The organism is Actinoplanes sp. NPDC023714 (genome assembly GCF_040639855.1).
Classification (GTDB): Bacteria; Actinomycetota; Actinomycetes; order Mycobacteriales; family Micromonosporaceae; genus Actinoplanes.
Window position 1 is genome coordinate 578,331 of record NZ_JBFAAR010000002.1, and the last position, 18,972, is coordinate 597,302.

The following is an 18,972-nucleotide window of genomic DNA, read 5'->3' on the forward strand; positions in this document are numbered from 1 at the left end:
TGGTCAGCCGTCGTCGCGCAGCAGCGGGTTGAGGTCGGCGATTGCGTCCTGCCAGTGCAGCCGGCCCGCGTCGAGGTCGTCGAGGATCGCGGTGACCCAGGCCTGTTCCGCGGTCAGCCGGGCCACCTCGAACTCCACCTCGAGGAGCAGGATCCGCGGCAGATCCAGGCCGAGCGCCTCCTTGGCCGTCCGCAGGGACCGGGTCAGCTCGGCGCGGCGGTCGTGGAGCGCGTCGGCGACCTCGTCCGGCGGCAGGCAGCCGGTGAAGTTGAGCGCGGCCGTGAGCAGCGTCGCGTCCGGGTCGGGGGTGGCGAGCAGCAGGCGGACCCGATCGCGCAGCCGGGATCGGCCCTCGTCGGTGAGGGCGTAGACGGTCCGCTCCGGCCGGCCCGGATCGCGCAGCGTGCCGGTCACCACGATGTCGCCGGCGGCGAGCAGCCGGTTGACCGCGTGGTAGAGGCTGCGCGGCAGCCCGGTCACGAACGTCTTGTGGGTGCGCTCGATGAGCAGGTGCATGTCGTACGTGTGCCGCGGCCCGGCCGTGAGCAGCCCCAGGACGGTGAGCGCGGTCAGGTCGCGATCGGATTTGCGGATCATCCCTGCTCACCTCCTATGGCACTGTGCACTATGGCACCCCGCACCAACCTAGTGCAAGGTGCCATAGGGCACCGTGGATCAGAGAAGGTACTGGATGCGGGCCGCCAGTCCCTCGGTGTCGGACAGCGGCGTGAAGCGCGGCCGGCTCAGGTCACCGGACGGGCCGCCGGTGTGCGGAACCGGACGTCGCGACGTCGGGCGGTCCAACCAGGAGCGGTAGGCGGCGACCAGGTTCGGGTCGCGGCGCGGCTCGGCGAACGACCGGAACTGTTCAGGCACGAGGTCGAGTCCGGAGGCGGCCACCACGGCGTCGGGGCCGTGCTCGACCACGCCGGCCGGCTCGTCGGCGACGAGCATGCCGTGCACCGCGAACCGGTCGGCGAACGCCACGGCGAGCGGCGCCGAGGTGGCGTGCCCGACCACGACCGGCGCCCGGCGCAGGCCGAGGCCGTCGACGAGCCGGGCCAGGTCACCGGCCACCTGCGACGGGCTGAGCCCGGCCGGCATCGGGGTCTCGCCGTGTCCGGGCAGGTCGGGCGCGACGACCGTGCAGGTGGCGGCCAGGTCGGCGGCGAGCGGCCACCACTGGGTGCGGTCGAAGAGCAGGGCGTGCACCAGGAGGACGGGACGGCCGGGACCGGTCCAGAGGTCGTAGACGAGACGGCTTCCGGCGGTGGGGAAACTGTGCGTGCTGCGGCACGGCGGGCGGGGGTGCATGACGGACTTCTTTCCTGAGGAGAGCCGGTGAGGCGGAGGGCCGTCGAGGCGGAGGGCCTCTGTAGGCGGAGCCTCTGAGGGCGGAGGAAAGAGGTCGGCCTATACCCGCAGGACGACCGAAGCGGTGCAGGGCGCCGGGCCGAAGCAGGTCGCGCCGCGGGGCGCCGGGAAGGCCGGGGCGGGCGCGGTCACCACCACGATGACCTGCGGTGACGTGTGCGGCCGGAGACGCTTGCCGGGCAGCGGCGCCTGCTCGCCGCCGTCCCGCCGGACCTCGTGATGATCCGAGGCCGCCGCCCCGCCGGAGGAGTGAGGCGCGCCCGTGGAGTGAGGGGCGCCCGCGGAGTGAGGGGCGCCGGCGTAGTGGGCACAGCCGGCCGAAGCGAGCAGCGCCAGGCCGAGCAGGAGCAGCAGCATGACCACGGCGGCACGGGGCGGGCGGCGCGGGGTCATGGACGGAAATCTAATCAGGCCCGGATCACATTTCCAGCCGGAACTTTCCGCGCGGCGGGGGCGACCAACTGCCTGGTGTCACAGGCGAGAGGGAACACGTGAGAGCGAGTGTGTGGGCCGTGCCGGCGACGGTGCTGGTCCTGATGGGAGCGTTGGTCTTCGGCGGCGGGGTGGATCCGGCGGTGCTGCCCGGGATACCGAGTCCGGGACCGCTGACCTGGTGGGGCCTGCCGGCCGCCAAGCTTCTCACCGACGTGCTCGGCGTGCTGGTGACCGGTGGCGCCGTGACGGCCGCCTTCCTGCTCCCCGGGGATGGGAAGAGCGTTTCCGCGTACGGATGGACGATGCTGCGCCGGACCACCTGGCTTGCGCTCGGCTGGTCCTGCAGCGCGATAGCGCTGATCGTGCTGACCGTTTCTGACATCCTCGGGCGGCCGGTGGCGGAGCTGAGCGGGACGGCGGTCGCCGGGTTCGCGTTCTCGATCAACCAGGGGCAGGCGCTGGTCGTCCAGGCCGGGCTCGCGCTGCTCGTCGCGGTGCTGACCCGGGCCGGCGTCTCGCGCGGGCTGGCCGCCGTGACAACGATCGTCGCGGTCGTGGCGCTCGTGCCGCCGGCGTTCACCGGGCACGCGGCCGGCTCGGGGAACCACCAGATCGCCGTGACCAGCCTCGCGATGCACGTGGCCGCCGCGGCGCTCTGGCTCGGCGGGCTGGCCGGATTGACGGCGGTGCATCGGACGAGGGCCTTCGCCGGCACGGCGGCCCGGTACAGCCGGCTCGCGCTCGGATGCTTCGTCGCGACGGCGGTGAGCGGCCTCGCGAACGCGGCGGTCCGGCTCGGCACTCCGGAGATGCTGTGGGGGTCGCGCTACGGCGTACTCGTCCTGCTCAAGATCGTCGCCCTGGCGATCGCCGGAGTGGCCGGATATGTTCACCGCCGGCACACCCTGCGCGCACCCGGGAAGAGCGCCTTCCTCCGGCTCGCCGCCGGGGAGATCGTGGTGCTCGCCGCGGCCGTGGGGCTGGCCGTCGGGCTGTCCCGGACCCCGACACCGGTGACCGATGCCGCCGAGACCGATCCGGTGACCGAGCTGCTCGGCTTCCCGATGCCCGGGCCGATCACTGCCGGACGTCTGCTCGGCGATCCGCTGCCGGACATGTTCTTCCTGACGGTCGCCGTCGTCGGCGTCGGCGCGTACCTGATCGGGGTCTTCCGCCTCCGCCGCGCCGGCCACGACTGGCCGATCGCCCGGACGGCGGCCTGGATCGGCGGCATGGTCATCCTCGCGGCGGTGACCGGCACCGGGCTCGCCCGCTACGCGTACGTGCTGTTCAGCGTCCACATGGTGCAGCACATGGCGCTCTCGATGGTGGTGCCGATCCTGCTCGTGGCGGGCGCTCCGGTGACGCTCGCGCTGCGCACGCTGCGCCGGCCGGCCGACCCCGAGGTGCGCGGCGCGCGGGAATGGCTGCTGATCGTCGTGCACAGCCGGGTCGCGCGCTTCTTCACGCATCCGCTGGTGGCGCTCGCGATCTACGTGGGCAGCCTCTACGGGCTCTACTTCGGCGGGCTGCTCGGCACGCTGATGCGGTACCACATCGGGCACCTCGCCATGGTCGTCCACTTCGTCGCGGCCGGATACCTGCTGTTCTGGGTGCTCATCGGCGTCGACCCGGGGCGGCGGCGGGTCCATCCGGCGCTGCTCACGCTGATCCACTTCCTGGCGATGGTGGCGCACGCGTTCTTCGGGTTCGTGCTGCTGCAGTCGACCACGATCATCGGCCTGGACTGGTATGCCGCAGTGCATCCGCCGTGGGCCGGCACGCTCCTCGCCGACCAGCGCCTCGGCGCCGGGCTGGCGTGGGCGTTCGGCGAGCTGCCCGCCGCCGTCGTGGTGCTGATCCTGATCAGGCAGTGGATCCGCAGCGACGAGCGCGAGCAGGTCCGCTTCGATCGCGCCGCCGACCGCGCGGTGGCGGCGGGGGAGGAGGACGACCTGGCCCGCTACAACGCCTTCCTGGCCTCGGCGCGCGAGCGTTCGTCATAGGTGCGGCGGCTTCCCGAGGCCGTCGCTCTCTCAGGGCGTGCGGGAGAGTGACCGATCGCCGACTCCCTCGAGCAGCCTCGTGGCCGAGGCCGTGAACTCGCGCGCCACCTCGATCGCCTCCACGACGGCGCTCTGGCGTTCGCCGGGTTCGACGCGGCGGGCCGCGGCCAGCTCGCCGCGCACCGTCAGCAGGCGGGACAGGGTGTCGTCGAGCAGGTCCAGGATGTCGATGTGCATGCGCTCACCCCTCCGGCGCCGGAAAGCTCCCCGTTGCCGAGGAGCTTAACCGGTCAATGTCACATCTGATCGATCAATGTTTGCGCGATGTTGCCTCTTCGGACAGCCCCCGGTCACTTGCCCTCCCCCGGATCGTCATCCCACAAGCAGTCCCACCTGCGCGAGCAGCTTCCCGATCCGCCACCTGCGCGATCCTGACCTCCCGGCTCATCCGGTCGCTTTTGTTCGCGAGGTGCGCGCGCCATGCGGGGATCCGACCGCGCGGCGGTTCTGACGAAGGCTCCGGATTCTATTCGCGCCACAAAATATGGTCCGCCGAAGTATCTTTTTCGGCGGTGGCTGGGCAATTCGGCAGCAATTCGAGGCCGTCAGGTATCGAGCAATCATCGACCCGATATCGGGCCTTAGGCTGCTGGCAGGCGGGGCCCTCGTCACGTTGAAAAGGCTCATTCGCGCGGACGGATGTTCCGGAAGTGCGCCCACGGGGCGTGCCGGATCGTCCCGAGTGCGGTCCTGGGCCGCGTCGTCCTCATCGGTGGGAACGCGGCCGGGAGGGCTCTGGGGCGGAGCACTCCTGGGCCGGGGAATCCGAGCTGCGTTGCCGGGAGCCTGGTCGCCGGACACCGTGTTGTCGCGTGCCGGGGCCACCCGATAGTGCCCGTGGCCTCGGTCGATCCGCGCAGGGAGGGGGCACTCGCCGGTCACACCGAGCCACCGTGCCGGGCGATCCTGGGGGAGAGGAAGAGCCGGGTGACCCCACCGGTGAGGAGGCGCGCGGCGACTCCGCCGGATGGGATCCGGCGGGCTCGGCGGCCGGGCGGGAGGCGCCGGGGCCCGGCCGGACCTCCGCGGGCCGTGCCTCGCCCTCCCGCACCTGCCGTGCCTCGCCCTCCCGCACCTGCCGCGCCTCACCTTCCCGCAGCCGCCGCAGCCGCCGGGCGTGACGCTGCGTCAAGCCCCACGCGCGATGCCGTTCGTGCTCGCGACGGAACTCCTCCGCCTCCGCGGAATAGTTGCGACGCAGCGTCCTATTCCGTGAATGCAGGGCCGGGAACAATGCGAGCTGCGCCATGCCCCCTATTGTCCGCGGCCCACCCTGAATCGACGATGGCACCCGCCGGAATTTCATATCAGGAAATCATTAGCGGCCGGCTTGATGATCGGAGAATCGGCTCTTTCGGAACACGGCGACCGGGGGCGGGGCTGCCTTGGCCGCCGGTGACGTGCCGCGGCCTGGTCAGGTGGCTCGGAATGTGCGTCGGTAGGTGTCCGGCGCGACACCTACCGTGCGGTGGAAGTGGCGGCGCAGCGTCGTCGCGGTGCCCATGCCGGCGGCCGCGGCGATCCGGTCGATGCTGTCGCCGGTGTTCTCGAGGAGCTCCTGGGCTCGGCGGATGCGCTGCGCGGACAGCCACTGGAGCGGTGTCGTGCCGGTGACGGCGTGGAAGTGCCGGGCCAGGTTGCGGGAGCTCATCCTCGCCTGCCGGGCCAGGTCCTCGACGGTGAGCGGCTGGTCGAGGCGCTCCATCGCCCACGGGAGGAGCGCGACCAGCGGATGGTCCTCGCGGTCGGGCACCGGGGTGGCGACGAACTGGGCCTGCCCGCCGGCCCGGTGCGGCGGGACGACCAGGCGGCGGGCCACCGCGTTCGCGACCGTGGAGCCGTGGTCGCGGCGGATCAGGTGCAGGCAGAGGTCGATCGCGGCGGCCTTGCCGGCCGAGGCGAGGACCGTGCCGTTGTCGACGTAGAGCACGTCCGGGTCGACGTGGACGGCCGGGTAGCGCGCGGCCAGCGCGGCGGTGTGCGCCCAGTGCGTGGTCGCGGTCAGGCCGTCGAGCAGGCCCGCCTCGGCGAGGACGAAGGCGCCGGTGCAGAGCGAGACCAGCCGGGCGCCGGCGCGGTGCGCCCGCCGGACGGCGTCGACGAGGCGCGGGTCGATCGGCGCGTCCACGTCCTCGATCGCCGGGACGATCACGGTGCCGGCGTCGGCGAGGTGGTCCAGGCCCGCGTCCGGCTCGATCAGGAAACGGCCGGCCCGCACCGGGCCCGGGCCGCAGACGCGCAGGTCGTACCAGGGATCGGCGAGACCCGAAGGGTCGCGGGCGAAGATCTCGAAGGTCATCGCCAGCTCGAAGTGGAGCATGCCCTCGGTGGCGGCCAGCCCGATCACGGTCATGTCCGGAACTGTACGGGTGTTGTCGTTCCCGACACTGTCCCGTCGCGACCGGCGCGGGCAGGCTCGACGGCATGCGGACAGTGGCGGTTTTCGGGGCGTACGGGCACACCGGCCGATTCGTGGTGGAGGAGCTGGTGGCGCGCGGGTTCGCGCCGCTCCTGCTGGGCCGGGACGAGGAGCGGCTGCGCGCCGTGGGCCATCCCTACCGGGTCGCGTCGGTGACCGATATCGATCTGACCGGCGCGGAAGCTGTGATCAACACGGCGGGGCCGTTCGCGTCCACGGCCACGCCGGTGATCTCGGCGGCGTCGAAGACCGGGATTCCGTACGTGGACGTGGCCGCCGAGATCGAGGCCACCGCCGACACGCTGCGGCAGGGGTCCGGCGGCATCCCGGTCGTGCCGGCGATGGCCTTCTTCGGCGGCCTCGGCGACCTGCTCGCCACGACCGCCATGGGCGACTGGGACACGGCGGACGAGGCCCACATCGCGTACGGATTGAGCAGCTGGCACCCGACGGCCGGGACCGTCGCGGCGGGCGTGGTGTCGCGGGACCGCCGCGGAGGCCGGCGCGTCCGGTACACCGGCGGGCGGCTCGACTACTACGACGCCGCGGGTGACCTGCCGGTCCTCGACTGGGACTTCCCGGACGGCCCGCGGCCCGTGCTCGCCGGCTTCAGCATGGCCGACATCGTCACGGTGCCGAGCCACCTGCGGATCCCCGAGGTCACCACCTACATGACGGTGGCCGCGGCGAGGGACCTGGCGGCCGCGGGGGAGCGGTCCCCGGAACGGTTCACCGTCGACGCCGTGGTCCGCCGCGGCGGTGAGCAGCGCCGCGCCACCGTCACCGGCGAGGACATCTACGCGGTCAGTGCGCCCCTCGCGGCCGAGGCGGTCGCCCGCATCCTGGACGGCCGGACGCTGACGACAGGTGTCGCGTCGGCGGGGCGGATGTTCGACGCGCCGGACTTCCTGCGGTCGCTGTCCCGGCACCTGTCCCTGACCGCCGGACCCCGGAACGCCGCGAGCCGGGCGGGGGCAGAAGCGGGATAGCCGTGGTCCGGGCGGAACCGCCGGGCCAGACTGGGAAGGTGCTGGTCGAAGTTCTGCTGGACACGCCGATCCGGGTCCACTACGGCTACCTCCGCCTCGGGGACGCGCACGCCGACCTGGGCGACCCGCGGGAGGCGATGCGCGGCCAGGTGAACGGGCTCTGCGGGGCCGCCATCCCGGGCGTGCTGCACCTGAAGACCGGGCCGATGAGCGGGGAGGTGCGGGTCCGCGTCGAGCTGCACACCGCCGAGCCGTTCCTCGCGGACGTCTGGCACGACGTCGTGGAGGCGCCGTTCAGCACCCGCTCCGAGGATCTGATGCTCGCCGCGTTCGACTGCCAGGAGGGGCCGGTCGACCTGCCGCCGGGCAACTACCGGGTCCGGTACTGCGCCGGGAAGGACGGCGCCCTGCTGCAGTTCTGGCCGGCGACCGGCGCGGACCGGATCGTGAGGCAGAGCCGGGAGATCGGCGGCTACTGGCACGGCGTGGAGCGCCAGCCCGCCCTGACCCGGGCCGAGCTGGCGGCGCGGGTCGCCGCGGTGCGCACCCATCGGGAGGAGCGGCGGCGGGACTACGCCGAGGACCACCTCTACGACATCTGGCAGGGGCGGATCCCGGACGATCCCCGTCTGCGCGAGGCCGGCTGGTCGGCGGCCCGGCTCTCCCAGCTCGACCCCGATCTGGTCGCGGCGCTGGCCGAGGCCGCCGACCCGGTGCGCCGGGCCGTGGCGGCCTGGGCCGTCGAGCGGATCCTCGCGCAGGCCGGGCTGCTGCGGCACGTCTGGGCGGAGGAGGCGCTCACCGCGCTGCGGGACGGCACGCCGCTGCCGGACGAGGGGACGATCCGCCGGTCGCTCGCCGCCCGCGACCAGCACGGCGCGATCGAGGAGCTGTTCAACGCGGCGATCGGGATCAACACCCTGACCGACGTCTGCGAGGCGGTCGCCATCGCGGCCGACCGGGCGCCCGCCCCGGAACTGGTGCTGACCGGGCTGCGGCAGGCGTTCCCCGACCTCGTCCAGGGTCGAAACGATCTCGTCCAGGGTCGAAACGATCTCGTCCAGGGTCGAAACGATCTCGTCCAGGGTTGAAATGACTTCGTCCGGGTTGATAGGCAAGTGGTTACTTGCCTATCATCGTCGGTGTGAGCGAGGACGACGTCTTCAAGGCGCTCGCCGACCCGACCCGCCGCAGGATCCTCGACGAGCTGGCCGACCGGGACGGGCAGACGCTGTTCGAGATCTGCACGCGGCTGGCGATGAAACACCAGCTCGCCTCGTCCCGGCAGGCGATCTCGCAGCACCTCGAGGTCCTGATCGGCGCCGGTCTCGTCACCGGCCGCCGCGAGGGGCGCTACAAGTTCCACCACCTCGACACCGCGCCGCTGGAACACCTCACCGACCGATGGAAGAAACCGGAGACCTGACATGCGGATCCACGTCACGAGTGTTCTCGTCAGCAACCAGGAAGAGGCGCTGCGCTTCTACACCGACAAGCTCGGCTTCGTGAAGAAGAACGACATCCCGCTCGGCGACGACGGCTCCCGCTGGCTCACCGTGACCTCGCCGGAGGACCCCGACGGTGTCGAGCTGCTGCTCGAGCCGGACGGCCACCCGGCCGCCAAGCCGTGGAAGGAGGCCCTGGTCAACGACGGCATTCCGGCCACCGCGTTCCTCGTCACCGACGTGCGGGCGGAGTTCGAGCGGCTGCGCGGCCTCGGCGTCCGCTTCGTCCAGGAGCCGGTCGAGATGGGACCGGTCACCACGGCCGTCCTCGACGACACCTGCGGGAATCTGATCCAGATCGCGCAGATGAACCAGTAACGGGACTGAGAGGAGAAGGCCGCAACCACTCACGCAGGCCGCGCGGCACGGCGAGCGCAGCGAGGCCGTGCCGCGCCCTCGGCGGGAGCGACGGTCCGCACCACCCACCCCGCTGCGACCTCAAGGTTTTCGATCTTCTAGATAGCGGCGTTCGGCCGGGTCGTGGGTCAGCGCGATGGCGGCGTCGTATTCGGCGGCGGCCTCTTGTGCGCGGCCCAGAAGTCCCAGGATGTGGGCGCGGGCGGCTCGGGCCGGTTGGAAACGGCGGCCCGCGTCGCCGGCGGCGGCGATCACGTCGTCGAGCAGGGTGAGTGCCGGCAGCGGGCCCTCCACCTCGGCGGTCGCGGCGGCCAGGGCCACGTCGCCACCCAGGGACGGCGCGAGTTCGTGCAGCGTGCGGTGCAGTTGGAGGAGGGTGGCGCGGTCCGGGTCGCGGTTGTTCGCGCAGTGCAGGGCCTGGATCGCGGCCTCCAGCTGGAAGCGGCCCAGCCGGCCCTCGGCGTGCGCGGCGCGCAGATGATCGTGGGCGCGCGTGATCAGTGCGGTGTCCCAGAAAGCGGGATCCTGCTCCGGCAGCGGAACGAAACGGCCCGACGCGCCGGTGCGGGCCGGCGCCCTCGCGGCCGAGAGCTGCACCAGCGCGGCCAGGCCGTGCGCCTCCGGGTCGTGCGGCGCGAGAGCGGCCAGGACCTCGGCGAGATGAAGAGCCTCCGAGGGTACGGGACGGGACTGCGGCCCGGTCGTCGCCCAGTCGATCACGTAGGCGCCGTAGACCGCCTCGAGCACCGCCCCCATCCGGCCGGGCAGGTCGTCGCGATCGGGGATGCGGAACGGGATGCCGGCCGTCTTGATCCGCTTCTTGGCCCGCACCAGGCGCGTCGCCATCGTGGCGGCCGGCATCGAGAAGGCGCGGCCGATCTGCCCGGCCGTGAAGCCGAGGACGGTGTTGAGCATGAGCGGGGTGTGCACGGTGCGGTCGATCGCCGGGTGCGCGCAGACCAGCATCAGTTCGAGGCGGCGGTCCGGGATGCGGTCGACGTCCACCTCCACGACGAAGCCCGGGTCGACGTCGAGCGGCGCGGACCGGGTGTAGGCGGCCGACTTCCACCAGTCGCGCAGCCGGTTGCGGGCCACCGAGAGCAACCAGGCGTCCGGGTTGGCCGGCACACCCCGTGACGGCCAGGTCGTCACGGCCCGTTCGAACGCATCGGCCAGGGCGTCCTCCGCGGCGACGACGTCGCTCGTCGCCGCGGAGAGCAGGGCGAGAAGCCGGCCGTAGCTGTCGCGCGCGGCGACCTCAGCGGCATCGGTCATCGTCCGGCCCCTTGAAGATCATCTTCCGGTCAGCCCCGCACGCATCCGTCGGTCCAGCTCCCCCCGACGAACGTGGTCCCGACCGGGCGGATCTCGAGCATCCCCCACTGCGCGCCGGGACACTTCTCCGCCCAGCCGATCGCCGCGTCCAGGTCGGGCACGTCGAGCATGAACACCCCGGCGAGCGCCTCCTTCGTCTCGGCGAACGGGCCGTCCTGCACCCGCAGCGAGCCGTCGCGCAGGGTCACGCTGGTCGTCGCCACTGTCGGTTGCAGCACGTCCGCCGAGATCAGCACGCCGGCCCGGTGCAGCGCCTTGCCGTAGGCGTCGAAGGCCTGCTGCGCCCCGGCGATCGCCTCCTCGCTGAGCTCGCCCTCGGCCGGCTCCTGGTAGTGCATGAGCACCGCGAATCGCATCGTTCTCTCCTCCGGTCCGGAAACGGTTCCACAGCGATGACGACCGGGCCGGCCCGGAATCGTCACCCGGATTTCCGATCCTGCCGCGTGACAGCTCCTGCCACGATGACCTCGTGACACGTGAACGGACGGTTCTCCTCTGGTTCGGCCAGGCCTCGCAGGACGCGGCCACTCACACCAATCTCTCGGCGGTGCGCACCGATGGCAAGGTGGTCTGGCTGGCCGGCGACGAGACGGCCACCATCGAGCGGCTCACCGCCGACGACGAGGACAAACCCTCCGAGTACGCCGACGAGCGCAGTTTCCGCCTCGCCGACCTGGTCGACCTGCCCGGCGCCGACCCGGACGAGGAAGCCGACATCGAGGGGATCGCGCGGACCGGCCGGTTCCTGTGGGCGGTCGGCTCGCACAGCCTGCGCCGGCGGCAGATCAAGGATCGGCACTCGGGGCCGAAGGCCCTGAAGCGGCTCTCCCGGATCACCGGCCAGGACAACCGGCAGATCCTGGTCCGCATCCCGGTCGAGGACGTCGACGGCCTGCCCACGCTGGTCCCGTCGGCGGTCGTCGACGGCGAGGTCCACCACGCGGCCGGCCTCGCCCCGCGCGACAACATCCGCGAACTGCTGCGCGACGACGAGCACCTCGCGCCGTTCCTCGCCATCCCGAGCAAGGACAACGGCCTCGACATCGAGGGCATCGCGGTCCAGGGCGACCGGGTCTACCTCGGCCTGCGCGGCCCGGTGCTGCGCGGCTGGGCGTTCGTCCTGGAGCTGCGCCCCTACGTGCTCGCCACCGACCCGACCCGCCTGCGGCTGCGCCCGTTCGAGGACGGCCTGCCCTACCGCAAGCACGTGCTCGACCTCGACGGCCTGGGCGTCCGCGACCTCTGCCCGTCCGGTGACGACCTCCTGGTGCTGGCCGGCCCCACCATGGATCTGGACGGCCCGGTCCGCATCTACCGGTGGCTGGGCGCCTGCCGCGCCGCCATGCCCGAGATCGTACGAGGGGCGTCCCTGCGCCGCGAGCTGGAACTCACCTACGGCGAGGGCGACGACCACGCCGAGGGGATCGGTCTCCTCGGCCCGGCCGAGGAGGGCCGGCTCCTGGTCGTCTACGACAGCCCCGCCGCCGAACGGATGACCGCCGGCGGCGCCGTCGTCGCCGACGTGATCCGCCTGCCGGGGTCGTGAGCCTGGTCCGGCGTGATCCGCCTGCCGGGGTCGTGAGCCCGGTCTGGTCACGCCCGCTGCATCTGCGGTCGGAGGTCCTGGCGGCCGCCGGTGGGATGGTCGTGGTCGCCGAGCGGCATACGCGGCTGGCCGGGCTGGACGCGGAGACCGGGGAGCAGCGGTGGGAGCAGCGGGTCGAGGACTGCTGGGGCAGCGTCGCGCTCGCCGCCGACCGGTGCCTGTACCTGAGCCAGGCCGGGGTGCTGCACTGCTTCACCCTCGGCGGACGGCGGCTGTGGGCCGTGCCCGGACTGGAACGGTGTCATCACCTCGTGGTCAGCGGGGATGTGGTGTTCGCCGGCGGGTGGCGGGGCTATCGGCCGCTGACGCGGATCGCGCTGGACGACGGCTCGGTGCTGCCGGCGCTGCCGGATGTGGGGGCGATCGTGCGGCCGGTGGAGGTGCGGCCGGGCGCGATCGTCCTCGGCAGCGCCGTCCGGCCGGTGCTGCTGGTCGTCGACGGTTCCGGGGCGGTGGCCGGGGAGTGGGGACTGCCGGAGCCGGTGCGGTCGGCGTTCGGGGCCGGGGCCGTCTTCGTCTGCGGCGATCGGACCGTGCTGGCGTTCGACCCGGACGACGGGGTGCGGGAGGTGTGGCGGCACGACCGTGACCTGCGGCCGCTGCCCCCGGTGCTCGACGGCGGCACGCTCTGGCTCGCCGATGAGGCGGGGGTCGCGGTGGCCGGCTCGGGGAGGGCCGACCGGCGGGCCGGCGTTCGCGACTGCGCCCTGGTGGCGGGGGAGGCGCTGGTCGCGTTCACCGACGGTGAGCTGGGTGCCGTGGACCGGTGGGGCGGGGTCGCCGTCCTCTCCCGGGGCCGGCGGATCGATCGGCTGGTTCCTGGGACGGACGGGGTCGTTCACGCCGTCGGCAAGGGGCGGCTGCTCACCTTTCGCCGGCGGCCATCGACCTCAGGGTCGCGTCCAGGGTGGTGAAGACGACGTCGGAGGTGGGGTCGGGGGTGCCGGGCGCCGGCGCCCACAGCCACCAGAGGTTGGACCAGCGGTCGAGGAAGCGGCCCAGCATCGTCTCGCCGTAGAAGGGCGTCGCCCCGGTGACGACGGTGGCGCCCGCCGCCTCGGCGCGCTTCATGACCGTGGCGACGTCGCGCACCCAGACCTGGAGCAGGCCGGGCCGGGCGGGCCAGCCGTCCAGCCGGTCGACGATCATGAGGTACGGGTTGAGGGCGGCGCCGGCCTCCGGGATGAGGGCGTCGTCGAGCAGAACAGTCATGCGGCCGAGCGTCGCAGCCATAGCGGTCATCCGGTGACCGTTGAGGACACCATCCGCAGGGTCCGCCAGCCGACCGTGATCCAGGCGGCGACGAGCGCCAGATAGAGGAGGACGGCGACGGCCTCGAACATGATCGAGCCGGTCCGCAGGGCCAGTGCCGACGTACCCGTGACGCACGTCCCGACCGGGAAGGTGAACGACCACCAGGTCAGCGCGAACGGCATGCCGCGCCGCACGGTCCGCAGCGTCACCGCGAGCGCCAGGCCGCCCCACAGCATCGCGAAGCCCCACAGTGGCACGCCGAGCACGATTCCCAGAGCTTCGAAGGCTTGAGCGTACGGGTGGGGAAGCGCCGCCGAAGCCACCCCTCCGAGCAGGTTCGCGGCGGTGACGGCCTGCCCGATCGGGCCGAGGACGATCCAGAGGGTCGGTACCGCCCGGGACGGGCCGGCCGACCGGAGAGCGTGATGCTGCCAGATGATCGTGATCATGATGAGGGCGGCGACCAGGCTGAGACCGAACATGGCGTAGCACGCCAGCAGCAGCGTGAGCCGGATCTGGCCGGCCGGGGCGTGCGGCACCAGCAGGGCGCCGGTGGCGGCCGAGACCATCGGGGTGACGACCGGCATGAGCCAGCCGCCGAACGGCTCGCCGCCGGTGTGCCGGGTGATCCGCAGGTACGGCACCGCGACCGCCACGACCAGGCCGCTCACCGTGCCGGCCGTCCAGAGCAGCGCGGCGATCACGACGGCGGCCCGGGTGCCGATCAGGCCGGCGCCGAGCAGCAGGGTGCCGGCGCCGACGGTGAGCAGCGCCATCGGCGGGGCGCCGTAGAAGTGCGCCATCACCGGGTCGGCGGCGTGCGCCGTGATCGTCCGCCAGCGCCGGGCGGCGCGGGCGAGCAGGATCGCGAGCAGTCCCGCCGCGAGCAGCCAGACGGCGGTGGCGAACGGCCGGAGCACCGCGCCGCCGACCGGGAGCGAGACGGCGGCGGTGGCGACGATCCCGGTGGCCATCACGGACGCGAACCAGTTCGGCGCCGGCGCGGCCGGGCGGGGGACGGGGGGCGGTGACGGGCGGGGCGGCGACTGTCTCGGCGTACGGGCTCACGACTCCACCCTGGCGCGGCGGCCACCCGCCGGGTAGCCGCCGCGTCGTTGTGGAGTCACAAGCCGGGTTTGTACCCTGCGGGTCAGCGCCACCAGTCGTCGTGCGGGGTGACCGGGACGGTGCGCTTGTGGCGGGTGCCCAGGAAGATGCCCTCGAGGCGGTCGGCCACCTCCGGCGGCACCTCGCCACCCTCCAGGTACTCGTCGATCTGCGCGTAGGTCATCCCGAGCGCCACCTCGTCCGGCAGCGCGGGCCGGTCGTCCTCGAGGTCGGCGGTCGGCACCTTCTTCCAGGAGCTCTCCGGCGCGCCCAGCTCCCGCAGCAGCGCGGCGCCCTGGCGCTTGGTCAGGCCGGTCAGCGGGGTCACGTCCACGCCGCCGTCGCCGTACTTCGTGAAGAACCCGGTCACCGCCTCGGCCGCGTGGTCGGTGCCGACGACGAGCAGGTTGAGCTGGCCGGCGATCGCGTACTGCAGGACCATGCGCTCGCGGGCCTTGATGTTGCCGCGGACGAAGTCCCGCAGCTCCCCGCCCAGCCCCTTCGCCGCCTCCGCGGACGTCGCGTCGGCACCCGGCTTCACGTTGACGGTGATCGACCGGTCCGGCACGATGAACTGCAGCGCCACCTGCGCGTCGTCCTCGTCGGCCTGCACCCCGTACGGCAGGCGCACCGCCACGAACGTCGCCTCCCGGCCCTCGGCGCGCAGCTCGTCCACCGCCAGCTGGCAGAGCTTGCCGGCCAGGGTGCTGTCCTGCCCGCCGCTGATGCCCAGCACGTAGCCGGTCGAGGGCGTCGAACGCAGGTAGTCCTTGAGGAAGCCGACCCGCGCCCGGATCTCCGCCGCGGGGTCGATGGTCGCCTTCACGCCGAGCTCGGCGATGATCTGATCACGGAGTTTCGCCACGTGGGAAACCCTAACCAACTCCGGTGCCCGGCGCGCGGCGGTGACACCCGTACCCTCGGATCTCGTGACCCTGAGCCCCCGGATGCCGGACCTCGCCGCACTGGAGATCCTGCTGGCGGTGGCCCGGACCGGGAGCCTCAGCGGCGCCGCCCGGGAGGCCGGGCTCACCCAGCAGGCGGTGTCGGCGCGGCTCGCCGCCCTCGAGTCGCGCACCGGCGTACGCCTCGCGACCCGCACCCCGCGCGGCGCCGAGCTCACCCCGCAGGGCGCCGTCGTCGTCGAATGGGCCGACCGGCTCCTGCACCTGGCCGCCCAGGTCGACGCCGGCCTGGCCGCCCTCCGCGAGGACAGCCGGAGCACGCTGCGGGTGAGCGCCAGCCTCACCGTCGCCGAACATCTCCTGCCCGGCTGGCTCGTGGGCCTGCACGCCGACGCGGCCCGGCGCGGGCAGACCCCCATCCGGGTGGTGCTGACCGCCACGAACAGCGACCACGTCGTCGAACAGGTCCAGGAGAACGCCGCCGACCTCGGCTTCATCGAGGGCCCGCACGTGCCGCGCGGCCTGCGCAGCCGGGTGGTCGGGCACGACGAGCTCGTCCTCGTCGCCCCGCCCGGCCACCCCTGGGCGGGCCGGAAGTCACCCGTCACCGCCGCCGAGCTGGCCGCGGCCGCCATGGTCACCCGGGAGCCCGGCTCCGGCACCCGCGACTTTCTGACCGCCGCCCTGCGCGCGGCCCTCGGCGACGACGTCCGTCAGGCGCCGCCGGTCCTCGAGCTCTCCACGGCGGCGGCGGTGCGGGCGGCGGTCCTCGCCGGGGCGGCGCCGGCCGTGGTCAGCCGGCTGGCCGTCGGCGACGATCTCCGGTCGGGGCGGCTCCGGCACGTACCCATCGAAGGTCTTCGCCTGGAACGCGACCTTCGCGCGGTGTGGACCGGTCCGCGCGTCCCGCCTGCCGGTGCGCTGCGGGCACTGCTGACCCACATCGTGGCGGCGAGCGCGTAGTCTGGTGTTCGCTGTGCCGTTTCGCTGTTTCGCTTGTTTCGCCTGAGGAGCAGGATGCCACTCACCCCTGCCGACATCCAGAACATGGCCTTCAAGGCGCCGCCGGCCGGGCGACGCGGGTATGGCGAGGAGGAGGTCGACGCCTTCCTCGACGAGGTCGAGCAGGAGCTGTCCCGCCTCATCGAGGAGAACAGCACCTTGCGTACGCGGGCCGTGGTCCGCCCGGACGAGGACCCCTCCGCCCTGCGGGGCCTGCTCGCCCAGCTCACGGCCGAGCGCGACCGGGCCGAGCAGCACGCCCGTGACCTCCAGGCCGAACTCGAGCGCAGCCGCGCCGCCGCCGGTCCGTCCGGCGCCGACGACCGCAACCTGCGGGTCCTCATGATGGCCCAGCGCACCGCCGACGACCACCTGCGCGAAGCCCGCGGCGAGGCCGAGGGTCTGGTCTCCGAGGCCCAGTCCCGCGCCGACCAGGTGGTGGCCGACGCCCGCGTCTCCGCCGAGAACACCGAGGCCGCGGCCCAGCACGAGCACGCGGCCGCCCTCGACCGCATCGTCGTGGAGCGCGCCGCCCTGGAACAGGAGATCCAGCAGCTGGCCCAGCTGGCGTCGACCTACCTGGCGGCCCTGCGCGACCACGTGAGCCGCCAGCTCCACGACGCGGACGAGCCGAGCGCCTACCAGTGAGCCGCCCCCGGCATAGCCGTCCCTCGATCGGCTGATTCTCGCTCGACCCGCCGGTACCGCCCCGGCGCCACCCCGAACCGCCGCTTGAAGGCGGCCGCGAAGGCGAACTCCGACCCGTACCCCACCCGCTCCGCGACCCCGCGCAACGTCAGATCCCCGGTCCGCAGCATCCGGGCCGCGAGGGACAGCCGCCACCAGGTGAGATACGCCATCGGCGGCCACCCGGCCACCGCCGCGAACCGCCGCGCGAACGGCGCCCGCGACAACCCCGCCTCCGCCGCGAGCCCGGCCACCGTCCAATCACGCCCCGGCTCACGATGCATGGCCCGCAGCGCCGCACCGATCACCGGATCCCGCAGCGCCACCGCCCACCCGGCGGACCCTTCGCCTCCAGGCTCGCGCCCGGCCTCGCGGCGATCGCCGGGATCGCCGCGCAGCCAGGCCCGCAGCACATGCACCAGCATCATGTCGAGCAGTGCCGGAATCAGCGCATCACTTCCCGGTCCGGGTTCGGTGAGTTCGGTGGCGAGCTGCCCCACCACCGGTCCCAGCCCGGCCGTGATGCCGTCTCCCGGACGCGCCCGCAGATGGATCAGCTCGGGCAGGTCGCTGATCATCGGGTGGACCAGCTCGGGCTCGACCTCGTAGGCCCCGCACAGCGTGATCGTCTCCTCTCCCGCAGGGGGCGGCTCGAGGATCGGGTCGCCGGGTGCGCACGCCGGGGTGACCGGCCGGGTGGCGGGGGAGTCGGCGAGGACGTGTCCCCGGCCGTGCGGGCGGAACACCACGTCGCCGGTCCGCAGATGCAGCGGCGCGAACCCGTCACGCAGCAGCCAGCAGTCGCCGTGCAGCACCACGTGGAAGCCCGCCGCTCCCGGCACCGGCGCGAACGCCTGCGCCCACGGCCCGTCCCATCCCATCCGTGCGCTCCGCACCCGTCCGGTGCGCATCAAAGCCACCGCGTCGCTCAGCACGTCCACGATGAGACTTTAGAATATGAATCCGATACCGAAGAACATTCCGCGTCCTCCGTGGCCTTCCTACGCTGGGTGCCATGCGGGCTTGGCGATTGCATGCGTACGGGGAACCCGAGCTGATCACCACCGATGAGGTGGACCGGCCGTCGCCGGGTCCCGGCGAGGTGCTGCTGCGGGTGGCGGCCACCTCCTTCAACCCGTCCGAGGTGGGGTTGCGCCGGGGGCTCCTCCGGGGAGTCGTCGAGGTGGATCTGCCCTACGTGCTGGGATGGGACGTCGCCGGCACCGTCGTCGCGTCCGGGCCCGGTCCCCACGCCGGCCCCTTCGCCGCCGGTGATCCGGTGATCGGGCGTCTCGACGGCGGCGCCGCGGCGGACTATGCGGTGGCGCCGGCCTCCGCCCTGGTCGCGGCTCCGGCGTCGATCCCGCTCGCCCATGCCGCGGCCCTGCCGATCGCCGGGCTGACCGCGTGGCAGGCGGTGTTCGAGCACGGGAGGGTGACGGCCGGGCAGCGCGTACTGGTCAACGGCGCCGGAGCGGTCGGCCGCCTGGCGATCCAGCTGGCCCGGCATGCGGGGGCGCGGGTCTACGCGGCCGCCTCGGCGAGGAGTGCCGAGGCGGCGGTCCGGGCGGGCGCCGGCGTGGAGAGACCGCCGCCCGGTTCGATCGACGTGGCGCTGCACTTCGTGCCCGGCCCCGTCGGCGATCTGACGACCCTGCTCCGCCCGGGCGGCGTGCTCGTCTCCGCGACCGTGCCGGTGGACGTCTCGGATGAGTCCCCGGCGGGGCTGGTCAAGGGCGTCCACTTCGTGGCGCGCGACGATCCGGCGCAACTGTCCGAACTGGTGAAGCTCGTCGACGCGGGGGAGGTGAGAGTGGAGGTCGCCGCGGTCCGGCCGCTGACCGAGCTGGCCCGGGTGCACGCCGAGGCCGAGTCCGGAGCCCTGCCGGCAGGGAAGACCATCGTCGTCCCGTGACGGCCCGGCGGCCCGG

At 73.2% G+C, this 18,972-nt stretch carries 20 protein-coding genes and 1 pseudogene; 10 read left to right on the forward strand and 11 right to left on the reverse strand.

Annotated features, from left to right (window positions below; all coding sequences use genetic code 11):
* Positions 1-3 precede the first annotated feature (3 nt).
* The 3 genes from AB0G10_RS10555 to AB0G10_RS10565 all read right to left on the reverse strand — a co-directional run bounded on the left by AB0G10_RS10555 (position 4) and on the right by AB0G10_RS10565 (position 1,767).
* Positions 4-597: a PadR family transcriptional regulator gene (locus AB0G10_RS10555; protein WP_360918525.1), complete on the reverse strand. Its 594-nt coding sequence runs from the start codon at positions 595-597 to the stop codon at positions 4-6.
* Between the two features lie 78 nt (positions 598-675).
* Positions 676-1,314: an alpha/beta fold hydrolase gene (locus AB0G10_RS10560; RefSeq protein ID WP_360918526.1), complete on the reverse strand. Its 639-nt coding sequence runs from the start codon at positions 1,312-1,314 to the stop codon at positions 676-678.
* 99 nt (positions 1,315-1,413) lie between these two features.
* Positions 1,414-1,767, reverse strand: a complete 354-nt coding sequence (locus tag AB0G10_RS10565; protein ID WP_360918527.1) for a hypothetical protein — start codon at positions 1,765-1,767, stop codon at positions 1,414-1,416.
* A 98-nt stretch (positions 1,768-1,865) separates the two neighbouring features.
* Between AB0G10_RS10565 and AB0G10_RS10570 the strand changes: the two genes are divergently transcribed.
* The gene (locus AB0G10_RS10570) at positions 1,866-3,815 is read left to right on the forward strand and encodes a cytochrome c oxidase assembly protein (RefSeq protein WP_360918528.1); all 1,950 of its coding nucleotides are present in this window, start codon (positions 1,866-1,868) and stop codon (positions 3,813-3,815) included.
* Between the two features lie 30 nt (positions 3,816-3,845).
* Here AB0G10_RS10570 and AB0G10_RS10575 read toward each other — a convergent pair whose 3' ends face one another.
* Together AB0G10_RS10575 and AB0G10_RS10580 are read right to left on the reverse strand one after the other, a co-directional pair.
* Positions 3,846-4,052: a hypothetical protein gene (locus AB0G10_RS10575; protein WP_360918529.1), complete on the reverse strand. Its 207-nt coding sequence runs from the start codon at positions 4,050-4,052 to the stop codon at positions 3,846-3,848.
* Between the two features lie 1,237 nt (positions 4,053-5,289).
* On the reverse strand, positions 5,290-6,228 hold the full coding sequence (locus tag AB0G10_RS10580; protein WP_360918530.1) for a helix-turn-helix domain-containing protein: 939 nt from the start codon (positions 6,226-6,228) through the stop codon (positions 5,290-5,292).
* A gap of 71 nt (positions 6,229-6,299) precedes the next feature.
* Between AB0G10_RS10580 and AB0G10_RS10585 the strand changes: the two genes are divergently transcribed.
* From AB0G10_RS10585 to AB0G10_RS10600, 4 genes are read left to right on the forward strand one after another with little or no spacing between them, the layout of a single operon-like run.
* Entirely contained in the window at positions 6,300-7,283 is a 984-nt protein-coding gene (locus tag AB0G10_RS10585; protein ID WP_360918531.1) for a saccharopine dehydrogenase, read from the forward strand.
* A 38-nt stretch (positions 7,284-7,321) separates the two neighbouring features.
* On the forward strand, positions 7,322-8,374 hold the full coding sequence (locus AB0G10_RS10590) for a hypothetical protein (RefSeq protein WP_360918533.1): 1,053 nt from the start codon (positions 7,322-7,324) through the stop codon (positions 8,372-8,374).
* Positions 8,375-8,427: 53 nt separating this feature from the next.
* Positions 8,428-8,709 (forward strand): metalloregulator ArsR/SmtB family transcription factor, encoded by a 282-nt coding sequence (locus AB0G10_RS10595; protein ID WP_360918534.1) that lies wholly within the window; start codon positions 8,428-8,430, stop codon positions 8,707-8,709.
* Between the two features lies 1 nt (position 8,710).
* Positions 8,711-9,106 carry a VOC family protein gene (locus AB0G10_RS10600; RefSeq protein WP_360918536.1) on the forward strand — a complete coding sequence of 132 codons (396 nt, stop codon included), beginning with the start codon at positions 8,711-8,713 and terminating at the stop codon, positions 9,104-9,106.
* Between the two features lie 120 nt (positions 9,107-9,226).
* Here AB0G10_RS10600 and AB0G10_RS10605 read toward each other — a convergent pair whose 3' ends face one another.
* A complete protein-coding gene (locus AB0G10_RS10605) occupies positions 9,227-10,420 on the reverse strand; it encodes a DUF6596 domain-containing protein (RefSeq protein WP_360918538.1) in 1,194 nt (397 codons plus the stop codon).
* 29 nt (positions 10,421-10,449) lie between these two features.
* Positions 10,450-10,836, reverse strand: coding sequence for a YciI family protein (locus AB0G10_RS10610; protein ID WP_360918540.1), 387 nt, complete (start codon positions 10,834-10,836; stop codon positions 10,450-10,452).
* Between the two features lie 113 nt (positions 10,837-10,949).
* Here AB0G10_RS10610 and AB0G10_RS10615 point away from each other — a divergent pair, with 113 nt between their 5' ends.
* Together AB0G10_RS10615 and AB0G10_RS10620 are read left to right on the forward strand one after the other, a co-directional pair.
* On the forward strand, positions 10,950-12,026 hold the full coding sequence (locus AB0G10_RS10615) for a DUF3616 domain-containing protein (protein ID WP_360918542.1): 1,077 nt from the start codon (positions 10,950-10,952) through the stop codon (positions 12,024-12,026).
* Positions 12,023-13,000, forward strand: coding sequence for a PQQ-binding-like beta-propeller repeat protein (locus tag AB0G10_RS10620; RefSeq protein ID WP_360918544.1), 978 nt, complete (start codon positions 12,023-12,025; stop codon positions 12,998-13,000). Before AB0G10_RS10615 ends, AB0G10_RS10620 begins: the two co-directional genes overlap by 4 nt.
* On the opposite strand, the gene AB0G10_RS10625 is transcribed toward AB0G10_RS10620, so the two are convergent.
* From AB0G10_RS10625 to nadE, 3 genes and pseudogenes are all read right to left on the reverse strand, one after another.
* Positions 12,951-13,298, reverse strand: a complete 348-nt coding sequence (locus AB0G10_RS10625) for a hypothetical protein (protein ID WP_360918546.1) — start codon at positions 13,296-13,298, stop codon at positions 12,951-12,953. The genes AB0G10_RS10620 and AB0G10_RS10625 overlap by 50 nt on opposite strands.
* 26 nt (positions 13,299-13,324) lie before the next feature.
* Positions 13,325-14,323: pseudogene (locus AB0G10_RS10630) on the reverse strand (TDT family transporter); the annotation flags it as partial.
* A gap of 167 nt (positions 14,324-14,490) precedes the next feature.
* Entirely contained in the window at positions 14,491-15,312 is an 822-nt protein-coding gene (gene nadE / locus AB0G10_RS10635; RefSeq protein WP_360918548.1) for an ammonia-dependent NAD(+) synthetase, read from the reverse strand.
* A gap of 64 nt (positions 15,313-15,376) precedes the next feature.
* On the opposite strand from nadE, the gene AB0G10_RS10640 reads away from it, so the two are divergent.
* Together AB0G10_RS10640 and AB0G10_RS10645 are read left to right on the forward strand one after the other, a co-directional pair.
* Positions 15,377-16,315, forward strand: a complete 939-nt coding sequence (locus tag AB0G10_RS10640; protein WP_360918549.1) for a LysR family transcriptional regulator — start codon at positions 15,377-15,379, stop codon at positions 16,313-16,315.
* A gap of 54 nt (positions 16,316-16,369) precedes the next feature.
* On the forward strand, positions 16,370-17,002 hold the full coding sequence (locus AB0G10_RS10645) for a DivIVA domain-containing protein (RefSeq protein ID WP_360918551.1): 633 nt from the start codon (positions 16,370-16,372) through the stop codon (positions 17,000-17,002).
* On the opposite strand, the gene AB0G10_RS10650 is transcribed toward AB0G10_RS10645, so the two are convergent.
* Positions 16,993-17,982, reverse strand: coding sequence for an AraC family transcriptional regulator (locus AB0G10_RS10650; RefSeq protein ID WP_360918553.1), 990 nt, complete (start codon positions 17,980-17,982; stop codon positions 16,993-16,995). The genes AB0G10_RS10645 and AB0G10_RS10650 overlap by 10 nt on opposite strands.
* A gap of 74 nt (positions 17,983-18,056) precedes the next feature.
* Here AB0G10_RS10650 and AB0G10_RS10655 point away from each other — a divergent pair, with 74 nt between their 5' ends.
* Entirely contained in the window at positions 18,057-18,956 is a 900-nt protein-coding gene (locus AB0G10_RS10655) for an NADP-dependent oxidoreductase (protein ID WP_360918555.1), read from the forward strand.
* Positions 18,957-18,972 lie beyond the last annotated feature (16 nt).